Origin of the sequence: Nonomuraea sp. NPDC049646 (assembly GCF_044465525.1) — a bacterium.
Lineage (GTDB): Bacteria > Actinomycetota > Actinomycetes > Streptosporangiales > Streptosporangiaceae > Nonomuraea.
Genome location: NZ_JBITLU010000001.1, coordinates 794,433 through 811,463 on the forward strand (window position 1 = coordinate 794,433; position 17,031 = coordinate 811,463).

Sequence of the window (17,031 nt, forward strand, 5' to 3'; positions counted from 1 at the left end):
GTCGGCTCCTTCCTTTCGACCCGCCCGAGGGCGGATGTGACGAAGGGAAGCGGATGTGGTGATGTCCGCCGGTCTTTTATGACAGGCGCTCTTCCGGCTGAGCTACCACCCGGCGTTGCCGGCCGGGTGGGCAGGACTCGAACCTGCGACGACCTGTTCCGATAACCGACGAGCTTCGACTCGCTCCCCCGCCCGTATGCGTCAGCCTTGCCGGCGGTACGGATGTGGAGGTTCCGACCGGTCTCAGCGTGCTGCCGGTTACACCACGGCCCGCGAGTGCGGGCCGCCGGGGCTCGAACCCGGACGACTCGAATGAGAATCGATAACCGATCGGATTCGACCCGTACCGCCGGCAAGGCTGACGCGTGATCAGGTCTGGAATCGGCACGGATATGGGGGACCCGCCGGCCGTTACGGTGCTCTGCCATTGAGCTACACGAACCGAAGTCCGTGACGGGATTCGAACCCGCAACCACCGGCTTAGAAGGCGATAACCGACGAGATTCGACCCGTGCCGACACCAGACCTGACCGGCCTCGCGCGGCCCGGAAAGGCGCGGATGTGCGTGACGGGCACCGGCGGGTTCTTTGTTGGAGAAAGATAACCGACGCCCATTCGACCCGCGCCTGTCCGGGTCTCGCGAAGCTGGTCCCCACATTAGCGATCAGCGCGCCGCAGCACATCTGAATATCGCCCAGATGTGGAAATGTCGGCGCTTAATGGCACGCGATGACCGGCTCGCCCTCACGGACAAGCGGGCAGATCGCCCGGCTCTTCCCGGACGGCCGGGCATTGACGTTCGTGACGGCCGCGCGCACACAATGGGTCGTGGCTTGGAGCCCGCTCCTCGGCGGCGACGCCGGGCGCATCGGCGGGTACACCCGCGCTGGACGTCTGGGTGCGGGCGGCCAGGGCGTCGTGTTCGAGGCGTACGGGCCGGCCGGTGACCGGGTGGCGGTCAAGGTGCTGCACGCCGGGGCGGCACCCCGGGCCCCGTGCTCGCTCTGTCCTTCTCCCCCGACGGCCGCACCCTGTACGCGCTGACCGGCGACGGCGCCCTGTTCGCCTACGTCGCCGACGGCCCCCGCGCCGCCGTCCTGCTGTGCAGCCGCGTGGGCGGCCCCCCGTCCCGGGCGGACTGGTCCCGCTGCATCCCGGACGCCCCGTACCGCGAACTCTGCTGAACGGCCGGGAAGCCACGGTCGTGGTCGGCGTGGTTTCGACGGTCAGCCGCGGGCCTCGCGCAGTTCCCGTTCCAGCCGTTCGATGCGGTCCTGCATCGAGGTGAGCGCGCCCTCCACCGCCTGGCGGGGGAAGAGCTGCGGGATGTGCTGGTGGCAGTTCCAGTCGAAGGCCTCGACCGTGACGAGCACGGTGCGTTCCACCTTGGCACGGTAGTCCGCCACCGCCAGCGGCGATTCGCCCTCCACCACCCGGGCGCGGCCGAGGATCTTCATGCGGGCCTGGTGGGCGTAGTCCATGAGGAACAGGGAGACCCGGTCGTCGTGGTCGAGGTTGCCGACGGTGATGTACTGGCGGTTGCCGCGGAAGTCGGCGAAGCCGATCGTCCGCTCGTCGAGGACCTTGAGGAAGCCGGGCGGCCCGCCGCGATGCTGGATGTAGGGCCAGCCGGTCTCGCCGACGCTGGCCAGGTAGAAGCTCTCGCGGGTCTCGATGAAGGCCCGCTCGTTCTCGCCGATCCGGTCGGGGTCCTGCGGTCCTTCCAGCAGGCGGCGGTAGGCGCCGTCGCTGCCGTGCTCGCGCTGGTGCCGCTGGACGTCCTGCGTGAAGGCGAGCTGGGCGAACCTGCTGGTCATCGCCGCGGCCCGGAGATCGCGCGGTCGGTCTCGCCGATGGCGACGTCGTCGCCGGCCTCACGGCGGGCCGCGTCGGGGGCGGACCGCCGGCCGCCGTCGTCGTGCCACTGGTACGGGAAGCGGGGCATGGGGCTCCTCCTCGAAGGTCGTGCCGGACGAGCGACCCTCTTCTAATGGCCGCAAAGCTCACTAACCATTAGAAGAGGGTGGCGATTCCCGGTCCGCCGAGGACTCTCACGTGACGTCCCGCGGCGGCGGGATCGTCAGGCGCAGAAGGAGGTCCAGGCGGCACGGCCCCCCGGGTCGCGCAGACGGTAGTCGCCTGTGGACCAGTCGAGGTCGAAGTACAGGGCCCACAAGGAGGCGTGCTGGGTGAGGTAGGCGGTCATCTGGCCGACCCAGGCGGCGCGGCGCGTGCCGTCGTCGCCCGCGGCGATGTGGCTGCCGAGTTCGGCCACGCCGTGCGGGAGGTTCTCGGCCTGGTTGACGGCGTACGTGCGGTCGAGCAGGGCGGCCGGGGTGAGGTACTGGCCCTTGGCGGCGACGCTGTCGTAGTTGTAGACGTCCCAGGCCAGGACGTCGATGGCGGCGCTGCCGGGGTAGTAGTCGTGCCAGTCGCGGCCTGAGGCCGGGTCCACCGTCCAGCCCATCAGGATGAGCGTGGCTCGCAGACGGGGGTTGGCCGCCTCGTCGGCCAGCGCGGCGAGGTGGCTCCAGGCCTGACGATAGGCCGCGGCGGTGAACTCGCCGTTCCTGATGTTGTCCTCGGGTTCGTGGTAGTAGGTCCAGTAGATGTCCTGGTCGCGTGGTGCCGCGGCGAACCAGGCGCGCATCGCGGCGTCGTGGGTTCCGGCGACGATCGCGGCGGGGGCGGCCTTGAACGAGATGACCATGGGCCGCTTGCCGGCGTCCAGCTTGCCGGGCCAGGGGTCGGGCAGGCCGCCGTAGAAGACGCGTACCGCCTTCAGCCCGCCGAACAGGGTGTCCTCACGAGCCAGCGCCTGCTGGTAGGTCTCGCCGGTCTCGGCGGCGAAGGAGGCTCCGCACAGGGTCGGCCGGGTGTAGCTGAGGATCAGGCGGGGGCCCAGGTCACCGGCCTCGCGCGAGTGCACGACGGTCGCCGACTCCGCGCTCGGGTTGGTCATCACGAAGGAGTACGTCCCGGCCGCGCGCACCGTGGCCGAGACGTCGAAGCCGATGCTGGTGGCGCCCGGCGCGGGCAGGGTGGCGGTGGCCACGACGGGTCCGGGCGCGGGCCGGACGGGGTAGGTCATCGACTCGGTCCAGGAGTTGTCGGCGACCGAGCGCAGTTCCGTGACGCCGGCCTGCTGGTCGGTCTTCTGGTAGAGCATCTCCAGCCGGGCCGAGGCGATGCTCTGCCCGGCGGGCGGGGCGGGCACGGAGAACTTCAGGTACGCCTGACTGTGCCAGGGCGTGCTCCAGTTGGAGGCCGCGAGTTTGGCCGACGTCCCGTAGACGGTTCCCGGCGCCTCGGCCACCACGTAGGTGTCGGCGACGGGCGCGATGCCGTCCCGTGCCGCCTGTGCCGCAGCGGGCAACGGGGCGAGGCCGCCGAGCAGCAGGCCTGGAAGCAGTGCCCAGGCACGTAATCTCACGGCTGGGCGGAGCATTCTTGGTCGCACGTCTCTCCCTGTCATCTTTTTGGTCGTCCGTTCAGGCCTCTTGCCCGGCTCGAACTTGCGACCTTCAGGAAAAGGCGAACCAGGCGACGAAGAATGCCATGGCGAGAATCGATGGAATGCGACCGCGGCCATTCTTCGCCCGGCTGCACGTCTGCATTCCCGGTGATCGTCGGCCGGTCACCGACGTTTGTCAACCCCAGCCACGACGACCGCCGGGAGTCCGAGACCTCCGTTGGCCTGCGATGCTGATGAGCTGTTCGTCCCCCTTCGCAGGAGAGAGCCATGTCCTTTCCCGAACTTCCCCAGCCGCAGACCGGCGAGGTGCTGCTGCTCCGCGTGTGCCACGAGGACGACACGGACCTATGGGGCGGGCTGCCCGGCGAGATCGGGGGCCGCCGGGAAGGCGACATGCTCGTCGTCGGGGACGGGGTGCGGCTGCGGCCGGTCGAGGACGGCAGGTGGGAGTCCCTGCGCGGCGGAAACGTCCCGGCGCTGGTCGCCGACGGCGGCCCGGTCGCCGTCCTGGTGGACATTCCGGCGGTGTACGGCGACGGGCTGCTGCTGGTGGACCTGGCGGCGACCCCCGGCCGCGGCGTCCGGGTGTCGCCGGCCCGGCTCGGCGAGGTCCTGGCGGCTCTGCTGGACGGCACACTCGAATTCGACCATCTGGTACGCGACATGGACGTGTACGGCCTGTACCAGGGAGACGGCGGCCGCCCGGCCTTCCCCACACCGGCTGCCGTACCGCATCGGCCCTTCCCGGCGCTGCCCACCGGGGTACTGCTGGTCCGCACCTGTTTCGACGACGAGCAGGGCTGGCGGGCCCTGCTCACCGAGCTCGGCGGCGCCGACGAAGACGGCTGGATCGGCGCGGACCTGGACCTGGACGCGATCGACGTCGATCACTATCCGCTCACGGCGTCGGTCGTCGACGACCGGGCCTTCGAGGGTCTGCTGCCCGGTCAGGTCCCGGCGCTGGTCCCTCCGGGCACGGACGACCTCTCGCTGGTCATCCTCGCCGACGCCCGCACCTTCGCCGACCCCGGCCGCCCACTGACCGTCGTCGACCTGTACGACACCCCGGGACAGATCGCCGTCCTCCCCTGCCGCATGGTCGGATCGATGGCGGCCAACCTGGAGATCGCCAACATGGACTTCCACGAGTTCATCGCCGTGGAAGGCACGCAGCCGTGGTGGCAGGGCTCCTGAAAGGCTGCCACGATCACGCCTCGCCACAGCTCGCCTGCCGCCGGTCGACAGCTTGGCCGTGGTGCGACGAGCGCTCGCCCAGGCAGACAAAGCAGCCGCGGGGCATGTGGACGGGTCGCGGAACGCGAGGATGACGAGGCCCGTGCACGCGCGTCTGCCTCGCGCCCTTGTCAGGCGCGGAGCCCGGCCAAGCTCCGCGCCGGGACGCCCGCACAGACCTCAGCCGCCGGTGCCGGGCCAGAAGTCGTCGCCCATCGGGGCGATCCCGCCCGAGCTGGGCCAGGGTTCTTGGCGGCTGCCGGGCCGGCGGCCAGGGCGAGCCCGGCCGCGGTCAGCAACCCGATCGCGGCCAGCTTGAGCGTCGTCTTGGTCATGTCGTCCCCTCTCGTCCCCTTCGGTGGGTGAACTGCGCCCGTGCCCGCCTGGCGACCGCATCGGCATCTGTCGCGAGGCGTCTGATACGTCAAGTAGCTCGGGATCGGGCCGCCGCCATAGAGGCGGACATTGCCCGACTTGCAGCCGTTCCAGTCGCTGCCCGCAGCCGCTGAGGCGAGTGCCGCCGCTCCCGTCCGAAGGAGCATCTTGATCACGGAGTATGGGTCGCGGCCCCTGCGGGGGTCAGGTGAGGCTGAGCGGGGCCGGTTCCACGTCGAGTTCTCTCATCGCCTCGGCGTAGAGCCGGTAGCGTCTGCGGGCCTCACCGTGGCGGCGGGCCTTGGTCAACGTTCGAACCAGGTCCAGATGGGCCGTCTCGTCGTAGGCGTCCCGTTCGAGCAGCCGCAGCAGGTAGCGAACCGCCCGGTCGGGGTCGTCGGCCGCCTCCGCGAGTGCGGCCAGTTCGCGGAGCAGGGCCTGGTGCACGGCGCGAGCCTCCTCACGAAGAGGCACCAGCCACTCGGCGTAAGGAGAGTCCTCGCAGACGTCCCCGGTGTAGCGGGCCTCGGCCGCGACAAGCAGATCCTCGTCCCCGGCGGCGAGCGCCTCGGCGGCGGCGCAGAGGAACTCCTCGACATCGGTACGGAGTCCGACAAGCTGGATGCTGTACTTGTCGGCGCGTACGAACTCCCCGGGCCCGAACTTCCGTTGCGGATCCAGGACCGAGCGCACGGTGGACAGAGCGACCGAAAGCCGGTTGGAACAGGACGCGGGCTCCTCACCCGGCCAAAGGATCTCCATCGCCGCTTCCCGGGCGACCGTGCGGCCGCGCTGGCACGCCAGCCAGGTCAGCAGGTCGCGCGCCTTACGGGACTGCCATTCGACGGCGCCGCCGCGGCGGCTGAGCCGTACTCCGCCCAGCAGGCACAACCGCACGGCGTCGTGGTCGAGGAGCGTGATCGCGCGGAGCAGGCCGGCGCCGGAGCTGTGCGGCCCGCGGATGCCGACGCGGCGCAGCTCCTGCTCGGCCTCGTCGAGGCCGGAGCCGTTGAGCCGCGCGCGGGCGAAGGCGTTACGCGCGATGTCCACAGGGCTGCCGATCCGCGCCCAGATCTCCGCCGCGGAGGCCAGCAGGTCCGCCCGCTCGCCCGGGGATTCGGCCACGGTGAAGGCCGACAGTTCCAGGGCCTCCGCCATCCTGGCCCCGTCGCGGCGGCTGACAGCCGCCTCGTGGGCGGATCGGGCGTAGGCGCCGGCTTTGGCCCGGTCGCCGGTCTCTGCCCAGACCCAGCCGGCGGCCAGGAGCGCGTCCACCCGGCTGGAGCCGCCGCCTGCCGCGACCGCGCGTTCTGCCAGCTGTACGGCCAGCGCCGGATCGTCGACCGCGTGGACGCGGGCCAGTCCGGCCAGGGCTGTCTGGGTCAGATGGGCGTTTCGGAGTTGTTCGGCATGCTTCAGGGAGTTCTCGAAGCCGATCCGGGCATGCATCAGCTCCCCGCGTTCCAGATGGACCTTGCCGAGCCCCGCCAGCGGGTGGCCGAGCTTGTCGCTGCCCACCCGGCCGAAGATGTCGCGCGCGCGTTGGAAGTCGGCCAGGGCTTCGTCGAGCCTGCCCAGGCCCATGAGCGCCTCGGCGCGGTTGTGCAGGGCGATCGCGGTCTGGACGGGGTCCCCGACCAGGTCGGCTCGCCGTACCGAGAGGTCGGAGTCGGCGATGGCCTCCTCGTAGCGGGCCTCCTCCGTGCGGCTCGCGGCCCGGTTGGCCAGGACGCGGGCCGACAGCAGCAGGTCTCCCGAGCTCTCCGCGGCGGCGAGGGCGAGGGCGCTGTGCCGTTCGCTTCCGGCCCCGTCGCCGGCGTCGTGGGTGACCATGGCCAGCGCGGTGTGGGCGCAGGCGGCGGCGCGCTCGTCCTGGCAGAGGGTGGCCATCGCCAGGGCCTGTCCGGCCAGCTCGGCCGCCTCCGCGCTCTGGCCGACCAGCCAGCGGGCGCTGGCGGACCAGGCCAGCAACATCGCCCGGTCGGAGGAGCCCGACGAGGGCGACGGGTACGCCGAGCCGTCGAAGCCGCCGGCCAGCTCGAACGTCGACAACGCCGCCTTGTAGTCCCCCCGCTGGTAGTAGATCATCCCCATCCGCCAGGCCACCGCCGGGTCGGTGGCATCCACACGGCGAAGGCACTCCAGCGCGCCGGCCCAGTCCCCCTGAACCTGGCGTGCCTGCCCCTCGGCCATGTCCACGGCACACGTCCGCGACCCCGCCGGCACGGCAGCGCAGGCCCGGACGAGCTCAGCCGCGTGCCCCTCGGCGAGCAGCGACGCGTGCCACCGTTCGATCATCGCCACCCGATGGACGGGGTCGTCACAAACCGCCAGCGCCTCCCGGACGAATCCATGCGACTCGTACCAATGGGCCGCCACCGACCTCCGTCCGGCCTCGCCCATGAACTCCCGGACCAGGGTCGACACCGCATAACCCTGATCGCAGGGCGTGATCAGGATGTGCTGGGCGGCCAGAGCGCGCAGCTCCTCGCGGGAGACGGCGACCCCCATCGCCCGGCACAGCTCGTCAGTGAACCAGGGCAGCCGGGCGGTCGCGCGGAGGAATTCCTCGTGCTCGTCCTTCACCACCTCCTCGACCAGATAGTCGAACACCGGCGTGGCAGCGATCCGCCTGGCACGGTCCACCGAGGGCAGGCCGCTCAGCCAGCTCAACGTGAGCCGTACGGCGACCGGCCACCCCTTGGTGAGCTCGTGCACCTGATCCGCCAGGTCGTCCGTCCCCAGAACGATCGAGGACAGCGCGCGGGTCTCGGCGGGAGTGAAGGCGAGCTGTTCGGCCGACACCTGGAGGACGTGGCCCAGGCCGCGCATGCGCTGGATCGGGAAGGGCACGGCGGAGCGGGAGATCAGCACCAGGTGAAGGTCGTCGCCGCCGTGGTGACAGAGCTCTTCGAGCAGGCGCGCCCCGGGGGTGCCCGGCTGGATCCGCTCCACCTCGTCGATGACGAGCACGGTCGGCCGGCAGACGGCGGCGGCCAGCTCGGTGGCGAGCCCGGCGGAGCGGATCCAGCCGGCGGGCGCGCCCAGGGCCTGACAGATCTCTTCGATCAGGGTGGCGTCGTCGGCCCAGGTCAGCCAGGCGACCGGGTGATCAGGCCGGGCCCGCGTCCAGCCGCGTACGGCCGAGGTCTTGCCGCCGCCCGGACCGGCGGTCACCACGGTGAGCCGGTGTCGCGGGATCCGGTCGAGAAGGGCGGTGAGTTGCGCTCGTGCCAGCAGAGGCTCGGTCGCCGTCACAGCGAGAAGTATCTGCTGGGCTGGACTTTAAGGCAACTGAAAGATCCATTTCTACCGTTGTTCCCGGTCCCGAACAACGAGGAGAAGATCGTGAGAGTCATTCCAGGCCTGCTCGCGGCGAGCGCCGGCGTCCTCATGCTCACCGCCACAGCCACGGCCACAGCCGCCGCCCCTGCCACCGCCCCTGCCGCCGCCACGACGAAGGCCATGAGCGAGCCCACAGCGGAGGAGCTGCGGGCGGCGCCGATCGCCGAAGAGGCGGAGACCGAGGTCAAGCTCGCGATGCTGCGCTACGGCAACGGGCTGACCGTGGAGTTCAACGAGAGCCGGCCCTCCGGCGACGTGGGCATCGTCCAGACCGCCTTCATCGGCCGCGCCGGCCTGTTCGTCCGCGACCGTGGCGACAGCTTCCTCGAGACCTACCTGAAGATCACCCCGGTCTCGGTCGCGGTCCCGCAGCGGCTGGTGGAGGCCCATGGCACCGAGCCCCTGCCTGCCGAGCTCCAGCGTCGGACGGTCACCGGGGAACCGGTGGAGGCCGACGGCCTCGCCGCCCCCGCGGTCCCGACCATGTCCGGCGCGGTCAACTGCAACAAGACCTACTACCCCTGGTACCACTGGCGGGACGTGGGCCACCCCGGCATGCTGCCCAGGGACTCCTACTCCTCCAGCTACGGCGGCAAGTACGTGCACGCCGACAGCTGGCTCATCAACTGTGCCGCGGCCGGCAACCCGCCCCAGATCGCCGCCCGCCATCGGCTCTTCTACTTCAACAACGTCCTCAGCAAGTGGGCGGAGCAGAGTGACACCGTGGTGTACCCGGGTCAGGAGCAGCACGTCGAGAAGGGGCTCGTCAACCGCTACCGCAGGGTCATCCAGGACGACACCTGGGGCTCCGACCCGGACTGCCTTTCCTGCAAGTACACGCGCGAGGGCCGTTTCCACGACTGAACCCCGACCTACCGCGAACACCGGTGAGCGGGCGGTGGGTTCGATCACTTGCGGCGCCCGGCGCGGCTCGCGCCGGGCGCTTCCGGTCGGTCAGCCGCAGTGTGACCAGTCGGAATTCCAGCTCGTACGGGAGCCGAAGGCATAGCCGCCCCACTTGACGCACGTTCCCGGGGCGGCGAGCTTCCACTGTTCCCCGTCACTCCCTTCGTGATCAAACGGACGTTCGACGAAATCTACGCCATGGGCCGTCGCCCCGGCCGCTGTCGTCCTGGGGGTCAGCCGCTGGGGAAGCCGGGCGCCGAGACGCTGCCGCCCCACGGTGGCAGCCGGTAGGTGCCGAGGGTCCGGATCCTGCCGGTGGTCACGTCGATGGCGTGGACCGTTTCGCCCAGGTCGGGCCACCGGTCGGAGTTCGGATCGCGTACGGTGCCGCCCAGGGCGAGGACCTCGCGCTCGTTGAGCCAGTACCCCAGCCGGTGCGGATTCAGCCGCTGCGCCCGATCGAGCCTGACCTCGGACCTGACCTGGCCGCTCGCCCGGTCCACGGTGACGACCTTGTCGTACGGGTCGGCGCTCGACACGGTCTCTCCCCGCGCCGCCGGGCCGGTCAGCATGGCCACGGTCGTGCCGTCCGGGCCGACGGTTCCCGTCAGCGCCCAGGTCTTCGGCTCGGCGAAGACCGTCACCTCGCCGTCCGAGAGCACGCCGAACCGGCCGTCCTCGTGCTCCACGACCAGGGGCACGCCCTCGTCGGCGGGATAGAGGAAGTTCCAGCCCTTGGGCACCTGCTCGACGACCTGCCCGCTCTCCACGTCCACGACGACCTGGGGGAGGCCGGCCAGGTTCAGGCCGAGCCGGCGCCCGTCCGGCGAGAAGGTGATCAGCCCGCCGCCCTTGACCATGGCCTTGCGCCTGACCACCTGCGGGATCTCCCACACCTGGCCGGTGCCGAGCTCGCGGACGGTGAAGCGTTCGCGCGCGGGGGCGTAGTAGGCGATGCGACGTCCGTCGCGGGAGATGGCCAGCGGGGCGGCGGTGTTCATGTAGTTCTTCCTGGTCTGGTCGGTGTAGACGCTCAGCGCGTCGGCGACCCGGTACCGGGTTCCGTCCTGCAGGACCACCTTCCACTGCAGGCACGTCTCGTCGGCCACCGGCGCGTTGTCCCCGCCGGGCTTCCACGCGTCCTGGCAGAAGTCGTAGTAGGCGTAACGCACCGGCCCCACCCCGGACGCGGGCAGCACGGCGCGGACGGGGACGAGGTCCTCCGGCGACGGCGTCGGCCCCGCGGGGATGCCCCGGAAGGTAGGAGCGGACGAGGGCGTACCGCTCGGGACGGCGCCGACGTCGGCGGGCCCACCGGGTTTGACGAGAAGGGTGACGGCCAGCGTCAGTGCGGCGACGGCCGCGACCGCGGAGCCGCTGATCAGGGTCGTCCGCGTACGCCGGGCGCCGCGCAGCGCGGCCTCGGCGAGATCGACGTCGGGTGCCTGCCGGGCGATCGCGTCGAGCTCGTCACGGAACCTCGTCATCGCGGCACCTCCACCGGATCGATTTCGGACAACAGATCGGCCAGTTCGGGCGCGAGGACGCGCAGACGGCCCAGGGCGTAGTGGGTCTGGCTCTTGACCGTGCCAGGTGAGCAGTTCAGCGCTTCGGCGGTCTCCTCGACGCTGAGGTCTTCGTAGAAACGCAGCACGAGGACGGCGCGCTGCCGTGGAGTCAGCCGGACGAGCGCCTGTTGCAGGACCATCCGGTGCAGCCCGGCGGACTCCGGGTCGTAGGCCCGTTCCGGCGGGCTGCTGGTCAGGATGTCCGTACGCCTGCGCCGCAGCCAGGACACGTGCTCGTTGACCAGAGACCGGCGGGCGTACGCCTCCGGGTTTCCGTCCCTGGCCAGCTTGGGCCAGTGCCTGGCGATCCGGGTCAGCACGGTCTGCAGGAGGTCCTCAGCCCGGTGGGCGTCTCCCGTGAGCAGGTACGCGGTGCGCATCAACGCCTGCTGGCGGGCGCTGACGAACTCCCTGAATCCCTCATATTTGTCCATGCGACTCCTTCCGCCCTAATGAACGTCGGACGTCGGAGACCGGTTGGAGGCGATCCACGCCCGATGCGCGGGCGCGCAGAAACCCGGCGACCCGGCCGGCCCGGCCGGGTCGCTTCGAGCCAGGACGGTCAGCCCTTGGTGCGGACCGTGGCCGACAGTTCGAGCGGGAGGGTCGTGCCGTCGGCGGCCAGCGGGCGGACGGTGAAGGTGTAGCTCGTGCGGCCCCGGAGCCCGGTGACGCGAGCCGTCGTCCCCGTCACCCGCATGACCTCCGTGCCGCCGTTGAGGACCGCGTAGCCGGTGGCGGCCGGCACGGACGGCCAGGTCAGGGTCACCGACTTGGCGTTGACGTTGCCGACGCCGAGTTCGGCGCCGTTCCAGGTGTTGGGCGTCTCGACCACGAACGCGTCGATGACGATGAACTTGTCCGCGCCGTTGACGACCTTGATGGTGTGCTCGCCCATCGGCAGCCCGGTGAGCTGGAACACCCGCTGGGCGGCCAGCCGGATCGGCGAGTCGCAGTCGACGGTGGCCTTGAGCTCGCCGTCGACGTAGACGTCGATGGTGCTCATGTCGGAGTAGCGTTCGGACAGCAGGCTGATGCCGGTGCCGGTGAAGGCGAACTCGACGGCCTGCCCGGCGCGCCAGCCGGCGTGGACGTCGTCGCCGTAGTCGCCCATCCCGCGGTCGGGGCTGTAGGTGAAGTCGTCCGCGGGGTAGGCGATGCGCTTGTCGGTGTCGTTGACGTAGGTGAGCACCACCTTCGGGTCGGTGACGGTGATCCTGTGCTCGCCGGAGAATCCGTCGTGGATCGCGGTGATCGTGGCGGCGCCCCAGCTGCGGGGGGTGACGAGGCCGTCCGCGTCCACGGTGGCGATCGACGGGTCGGAGCTCTTGAAGGTGACGCCCTCGGTGACCGGGGTGCGGGTGCCGTCCGCGCCGACCGTCGCGACGGACAGCCGGGCGGGCTCGCCGACCTTGAGGGTGCCGGCGCCCGCGACGTCGAGCGCCTTGATCGCGGCGGTGGAGGCGGTGAGGGTGAACCTGTCGAGTTCCAGCCCGCTGCCCTCGCTCACGATCCGGAGGGTGTGCAGGCCGGCGGACATCTTGACCCAGGTGGTCACGTTCGCGTCGGCGGACTTGGGGACGAGCACCGTGTTGCGGTCGCCGTCCACCTCGAACCTGAACGTGGTGTCCTGGGCGGCCGAGCCCTTGAAGGTCACCTTGTACATGCCGGTGTCCGGGACGAACACGTTCTCGTAGCGCAGGTAGTCCTTCGGGTCGATGCCGCCGACGACGCCGCCCTCGGTGACGACCCCGGTGTCGGCGCCCTTCCAGTTCCACTCCTGGTCGGTGTTCCACTGCATGGTCCAGTGCTCGGCCTCGACGGTCTGCTCGGACGTGCCCTGCAGGTCGAGCCGGAGCCAGTTCCAGACGACGCCGCCGCCGGCCTCGATCCAGACGACCTTGACCGAGTGCCGGCCCGCGGTCAGCGGCAGGACGAAGTCCTCGGTCCGCGGGCTGAGCGCGCCTCCGGTGGGGCGCAGGCTCAGCGGTCCGGTGGCCTCGGCGCCGTCGACCTCGACGCGGAACGTCAGCGGCTTGTCATTGACGGTCGAGTAGCGAAGCTGCAGCAGGTACTTGCCGTCGGCGGGGACGCTGACGTCGTCGAAGCGCGACCAGTCGCCGGTGTCCACGGAGGTGACGCCGGGGGTGCCGTCGTCGCTGTCGGTGAGGGCGGTGTTCTCGGTGCCCTGCTGCTCGGTCGCCGACTCGGCCTGGAGGGTGATCGACTCGGGCCGTTCCAGGGTGAAGCGCATCCAGTTGAGGAAGAACCAGCGCCCGTCGGGCCGGGTGAGCCTGATCGTGTGACGGCCCTGGGTGAGCGGGATCTGCCGTTCGAAGGTCCTGTAGGTGTTGTAGCCGCCGGAGTCCGGCACCTTGACGGTGGTCACCTCCTTGCCGTCCACCTCGACCTTCAGGTGGTTGGCCTCCTCGGAGGAGGCCCGGAACTCGACCCGGTAGGTGCCGGTGGCGGGCACGTCGACGTTGTCGTACTCGGCGTACTCGCCGGCCGCGTCCATGTAGAGCGCGCCGAGGCCGCCCTCGGGCGGGGCCTCGACGCCGTAGGCGCCGCTCGCCGCGGTGTAGTCCTCGTTCTGGATGGTGAACTGCGTCAGCGGGGACGCCGGCCGCCCGGCCTGCCCGGCTCCCGCGGCGACCCGGACGGCGCCGATCGGGTAGACCTTGTCCTCGCCGCCCGGCATCGCCAGCTCGATGCGCGGCCTGCCGTCCTGGCCGAGCATGGCGACGGCCACGTCGTAGGAGCCCTCGGGCAGGTCGGACGGGAGGGTGAAGGCCGAGTCGATCTGGCGGACGTCGCCCTTGAAGAGCTTGGTCTGGTCGAGGGCGGCGTCGGTGCCGCGCCACACGACGCGGCCGGTGGCCTTGTCGGTGAAGCGCACCTCGACCGGGTAGCGGCGGGGGCTGAAACCGACCCCGCCGTTGGTCCAGGTGTGCGAGATGCGGAACTCGCCGCCGGGCCTGACCTCGGTGTCGTACGTCGCGGTGGGCATGAGGAAGCGGTAGCCGGTGTAGCGCGCCAGCGTCTCGAACCACTCGCCGTAGGCGTCCTTCATCGGCTGCCAGTTCTCGAAGCCGGTGTTGTTGATGCCCTGGAGGTTGGAGTGGTAGCCCTCCAGCGAGTTCTTCACGAACAGCCGGGGGTTGTTCAGCATGATCGTGGGGTTGTCCCAGTTGGAGCCCTCGGACACCTGGATCATGTCGCGGCGCAGCCTGCGGTTGACGTACGGGGCCTGCGCGGTGTCGCCGTAGTTGTGCCAGACGAAGCCGGCGTTGACCGTGTCGGACCGCACGCCCCAGTTGTCGAACGTGCCTGCCTGGTCGTAGCCGTACACGTGGAACCGCTTGGCCTGGGTGTCGGCGTCGGGGTCGTTCCTGTTCACCTCCGCGCCGGCGTTCTGCATCATGACCATCGACTTGTCGAACGCGTCGTCGTAGATCTTGAGGATCGCCCGGAGCGTCGAGACGCGGGTGGCGTTGTCGGGCCACGGGAAGTTCATCGCGTCGTTCCAGCCCGACCACTCGCCGAACAGGGAGAAGGCGCGCAGGTCCACCCACGCCACGCCCGGGTCGCCGTCGTAGCGGCCGGCGAAGGCGTCCACGGCGCGCTTGAGCCGGTCCAGGTAGATCGGGTTGTGGTAGATCGGCTGCTTGGAGAAGTGGTCGTTGTACGGCGCCATCCGGAAGGGCACCCCGGCCTTGTCGAACAGCCAGGCCGGCGGGTACTCGTACGGGAAGACGCCCGGGTCGTTCCTGTAGTCGGGCGCCTCCGACATGAGCAGCTGGAACTCGACCGTCTTGCCCTGCTCGTTCACGCGCTTCATGAACGCGTCGAGGCGGTCCCAGACGAAGACGCCGTCGTCGGGCTCGAAGTCGGCCCAGGCGATCTGGAGCCGGACCACGTCGGCGTCGGCGGGGATCTTCTTCCTGCCTTCGATGAAGTCGGTGATGCCCGGGTCGTTGGTGAAGGTGTAGCCGGGCGTGCCCGGCGTCCGGTGGGTGTTCACGTCGAACGCGGTGCCGGTGTACGGGTTGCCGTGCAGGATCTCGTGGGTGTCGGCGAAGGTCACCGTCGTACGGCCGGCAACCGGTCCGGCGGCGGAGGCGGCGTGCGCGGGCACCACCAGTAAGGCTGCGGTCGTCGTGGCGGCGAGGACGTGGCGGATCATCGGATCTCCAGGGGGACGGAGGCGGCGTCGAGCAGGGAGCGGTAGGCCGCCTCGACGAGGGCGACGGTCCGGTGGCCCGCCCAGGCGTCGGGCTGGCGGGCCCGGCCGTCGCGGACGGCGTCGAGGAAGGCGCGGATGAGCAGGTCGTCGAGCGGCGCGCCGTACCCGTGGGCGAGCGGGCCGTCGTTCCATCCGGTGAGGACCCCGGAGAAGGGCGCGATGTCGGCCACGCCCTCGGTGCCGATCACGGTGAGGGTGACCAGGTCGCCGGTGTTGGGCCGGCCGGGCGGGCGCGACCAGGAGCAGTCGATGGAGGCGATGGCCCCGTCGCGGTAGAGCAGGGAGACCAGCCCGGCGGTCTCGACGGCCTTGCCCGGGTTGGGGATGGAGTTGGCGATCGCGTAGACCTCGACCGGGTCGTCGTCCAGCAGGTCGGCGAGCAGGTCGGCGACGTGCACGACGTGGTCGGTCAGGGCGCCGCCGCCGCTGTCGGCCGGGTCGGTGAACCAGTCCCTGGTGGTGGGGACGCCGCCGCAGTTGGTGGCCGCGATCGACACGATCCGGCCGAGGTCGCCCCGCCGTACCGCGGCCCGCAGGTCGGCGTAGGCCGGCGCGAAGCGGACGGGGAAGGCGGTCATGAGGACGGTTCCCGCCGCGCGGGCGGCCGCCAGCATCGCGGTGGAGTCGGCCGGCGAGGTGGCGAGCGGCTTCTCGCAGAGCACGTGCACGCCCTGGGCGGCGGCGCGCAGCGCGAACTCCCGGTGCCGCGTGTTCTCGGCGCAGATCACCACGCCGTCGGGCCGCCAGGCCCACAGGTCGTCCTCGGTCGGGAAGACGGTGACGCCGTCCGGGACGCCGTCGTGGCCGTCGGCGTAGGCGCCGACCTCCACGTCGCCACGGCGCAGGAGCGCGGCGGCGTACTCGGCGGCGTGCAGGTGGGCGAAGGAGAGCAGGGCGATCTTCATGCGGCTTCCAGGGGCTTGAGGTCGACCGGCCGGCCTTCGGCGGCCGAGCGGGCGACGGCGTCGGCGACGCGCATGGCGGCGAGGCCGTCCAGCGCGGTGACGCGCGGCGGGACACCGGTGGCGATCGAGCGGACGAAGTCCTCGATCTCGGCCCGGTAGGGGCTGGTCAGCGGGGAGAAGGGGGGCAGGATGTCGGGCGCGGGCACGGCGTCGCCCTGGTAGCGGTAGGGGCGGCGCTCGTCGGAGTCGGCGTGCAGCAGCCCGTGCGAGCCGGCCACCTCGAACAGCGTCCTGAACTCGATCGGCGCGGTGGTCCAGGTCGCCGCCAGCACGGAGATCGAGCCGTTCGCGTGCGTGAGGAACGCCTGGGTGCTCTGGCTGCCGCCGACCGCGTGGGTGCGGGCGAAGACCCGCTCGACCTCTCCGCCGATCCAGCGGGCCATGTCGATGTCGTGGATCATGAGGTCGAGCAGCACGCCGCCGGAGAGCGCCTCGTCCAGGAACCAGCCGCCGGCCGGGCTGCGGCCCTGGCGGGTGTGCCGCTGCACGGCGACGTCGCCGATGTCGCCGCGGGTGACGGCCCGGTGCAGTTCGGCGTACTCGGCGAAGTAGCGGACGACGTGCGCGGGGAACAGCGGGACCCGGGCGGCGGCGAAGCGGGCGACCAGGTCCTCCGCCTCGGGGAGCGTACGGGTCAGCGGCTTCTCGCAGATCGTCGGCAGGCCGTGACCGAGCGCGGCGAGCGCCAGTTCGTAGTGAGTGTGCGTCGGCGTGCAGATGTCGACGACGTCCGCCGCCTCGAACAGGGCGTCCAGGCTGGGGACGGTCCGGCCGCCCCCGTGGCGCCGGGTCAGCGCCTCGGCGTCGTCGGCGATCGAGTGGACGACGACGTCGTGGCCGAGGTCGAGCCAGGCCGGGAGGTGCGCGTTGGCGATGCCACCGGCGCCGATGAGTCCGACCGTTGCGTGCATGGGAGAT

The 17,031-nt window shown here is 71.0% G+C and carries 12 protein-coding genes; 3 read left to right on the forward strand and 9 right to left on the reverse strand.

Features of this window, described 5'->3' with window-relative positions:
• The first annotated feature begins 995 nt into the window (after positions 1 to 995).
• The gene (locus ACIBQ8_RS03595; protein ID WP_397190945.1) at positions 996 to 1,184 is read left to right on the forward strand and encodes a hypothetical protein; all 189 of its coding nucleotides are present in this window, start codon (positions 996 to 998) and stop codon (positions 1,182 to 1,184) included.
• Positions 1,185 to 1,226: 42 nt separating this feature from the next.
• Here ACIBQ8_RS03595 and ACIBQ8_RS03600 read toward each other — a convergent pair whose 3' ends face one another.
• From ACIBQ8_RS03600 to ACIBQ8_RS03610, 3 genes are all read right to left on the reverse strand, one after another.
• Positions 1,227 to 1,817 carry a pyridoxamine 5'-phosphate oxidase family protein gene (locus ACIBQ8_RS03600; RefSeq protein ID WP_397190946.1) on the reverse strand — a complete coding sequence of 197 codons (591 nt, stop codon included), beginning with the start codon at positions 1,815 to 1,817 and terminating at the stop codon, positions 1,227 to 1,229.
• Entirely contained in the window at positions 1,814 to 1,945 is a 132-nt protein-coding gene (locus ACIBQ8_RS03605) for a hypothetical protein (RefSeq protein ID WP_397190947.1), read from the reverse strand. The genes ACIBQ8_RS03600 and ACIBQ8_RS03605 overlap by 4 nt, the downstream gene beginning before the upstream one ends.
• Before the next feature lie 135 nt (positions 1,946 to 2,080).
• On the reverse strand, positions 2,081 to 3,433 hold the full coding sequence (locus tag ACIBQ8_RS03610; RefSeq protein ID WP_397190948.1) for a DNRLRE domain-containing protein: 1,353 nt from the start codon (positions 3,431 to 3,433) through the stop codon (positions 2,081 to 2,083).
• Between the two features lie 309 nt (positions 3,434 to 3,742).
• On the opposite strand from ACIBQ8_RS03610, the gene ACIBQ8_RS03615 reads away from it, so the two are divergent.
• Positions 3,743 to 4,669, forward strand: coding sequence for a DUF6924 domain-containing protein (locus tag ACIBQ8_RS03615; protein WP_397190949.1), 927 nt, complete (start codon positions 3,743 to 3,745; stop codon positions 4,667 to 4,669).
• A gap of 618 nt (positions 4,670 to 5,287) precedes the next feature.
• On the opposite strand, the gene ACIBQ8_RS03620 is transcribed toward ACIBQ8_RS03615, so the two are convergent.
• Positions 5,288 to 8,341: a tetratricopeptide repeat protein gene (locus tag ACIBQ8_RS03620; RefSeq protein WP_397190950.1), complete on the reverse strand. Its 3,054-nt coding sequence runs from the start codon at positions 8,339 to 8,341 to the stop codon at positions 5,288 to 5,290.
• 90 nt (positions 8,342 to 8,431) lie between these two features.
• On the opposite strand from ACIBQ8_RS03620, the gene ACIBQ8_RS03625 reads away from it, so the two are divergent.
• Positions 8,432 to 9,292: a hypothetical protein gene (locus tag ACIBQ8_RS03625; protein WP_397168761.1), complete on the forward strand. Its 861-nt coding sequence runs from the start codon at positions 8,432 to 8,434 to the stop codon at positions 9,290 to 9,292.
• Positions 9,293 to 9,567: 275 nt separating this feature from the next.
• Here ACIBQ8_RS03625 and ACIBQ8_RS03630 read toward each other — a convergent pair whose 3' ends face one another.
• The 5 genes from ACIBQ8_RS03630 to ACIBQ8_RS03650 all read right to left on the reverse strand — a co-directional run bounded on the left by ACIBQ8_RS03630 (position 9,568) and on the right by ACIBQ8_RS03650 (position 17,024).
• A complete protein-coding gene (locus ACIBQ8_RS03630; protein ID WP_397168763.1) occupies positions 9,568 to 10,821 on the reverse strand; it encodes a hypothetical protein in 1,254 nt (417 codons plus the stop codon).
• Positions 10,818 to 11,336: a SigE family RNA polymerase sigma factor gene (locus ACIBQ8_RS03635; RefSeq protein WP_397168765.1), complete on the reverse strand. Its 519-nt coding sequence runs from the start codon at positions 11,334 to 11,336 to the stop codon at positions 10,818 to 10,820. The genes ACIBQ8_RS03630 and ACIBQ8_RS03635 overlap by 4 nt, the downstream gene beginning before the upstream one ends.
• Before the next feature lie 128 nt (positions 11,337 to 11,464).
• Positions 11,465 to 15,088 carry a carbohydrate-binding protein gene (locus ACIBQ8_RS03640; protein WP_397190951.1) on the reverse strand — a complete coding sequence of 1,208 codons (3,624 nt, stop codon included), beginning with the start codon at positions 15,086 to 15,088 and terminating at the stop codon, positions 11,465 to 11,467.
• The gene (locus ACIBQ8_RS03645) at positions 15,085 to 16,053 is read right to left on the reverse strand and encodes a Gfo/Idh/MocA family protein (protein WP_397168769.1); all 969 of its coding nucleotides are present in this window, start codon (positions 16,051 to 16,053) and stop codon (positions 15,085 to 15,087) included. Before ACIBQ8_RS03645 ends, ACIBQ8_RS03640 begins: the two co-directional genes overlap by 4 nt.
• A complete protein-coding gene (locus tag ACIBQ8_RS03650; protein WP_397168771.1) occupies positions 16,050 to 17,024 on the reverse strand; it encodes a Gfo/Idh/MocA family protein in 975 nt (324 codons plus the stop codon). The genes ACIBQ8_RS03645 and ACIBQ8_RS03650 overlap by 4 nt, the downstream gene beginning before the upstream one ends.
• Positions 17,025 to 17,031: the final 7 nt, after the last annotated feature.

What these genes read in the sequence shown, in the direction of transcription:
- ACIBQ8_RS03600 (WP_397190946.1), bottom strand. Translation starts at nt 1,817, where the DNA reads ATGACCAGCAGGTTCGCCCAGCTCGCCTTCACGCAGGACGTCCAGCGG.
- ACIBQ8_RS03605 (WP_397190947.1), bottom strand. Translation starts at nt 1,945, where the DNA reads ATGCCCCGCTTCCCGTACCAGTGGCACGACGACGGCGGCCGGCGGTCC.
- ACIBQ8_RS03650 (WP_397168771.1), bottom strand. Translation starts at nt 17,024, where the DNA reads ATGCACGCAACGGTCGGACTCATCGGCGCCGGTGGCATCGCCAACGCG.
- ACIBQ8_RS03635 (WP_397168765.1), bottom strand. Translation starts at nt 11,336, where the DNA reads ATGGACAAATATGAGGGATTCAGGGAGTTCGTCAGCGCCCGCCAGCAG.
- ACIBQ8_RS03645 (WP_397168769.1), bottom strand. Translation starts at nt 16,053, where the DNA reads ATGAAGATCGCCCTGCTCTCCTTCGCCCACCTGCACGCCGCCGAGTAC.
- ACIBQ8_RS03630 (WP_397168763.1), bottom strand. Translation starts at nt 10,821, where the DNA reads ATGACGAGGTTCCGTGACGAGCTCGACGCGATCGCCCGGCAGGCACCC.
- ACIBQ8_RS03615 (WP_397190949.1), top strand. Translation starts at nt 3,743, where the DNA reads ATGTCCTTTCCCGAACTTCCCCAGCCGCAGACCGGCGAGGTGCTGCTG.
- ACIBQ8_RS03640 (WP_397190951.1), bottom strand. Translation starts at nt 15,088, where the DNA reads ATGATCCGCCACGTCCTCGCCGCCACGACGACCGCAGCCTTACTGGTG.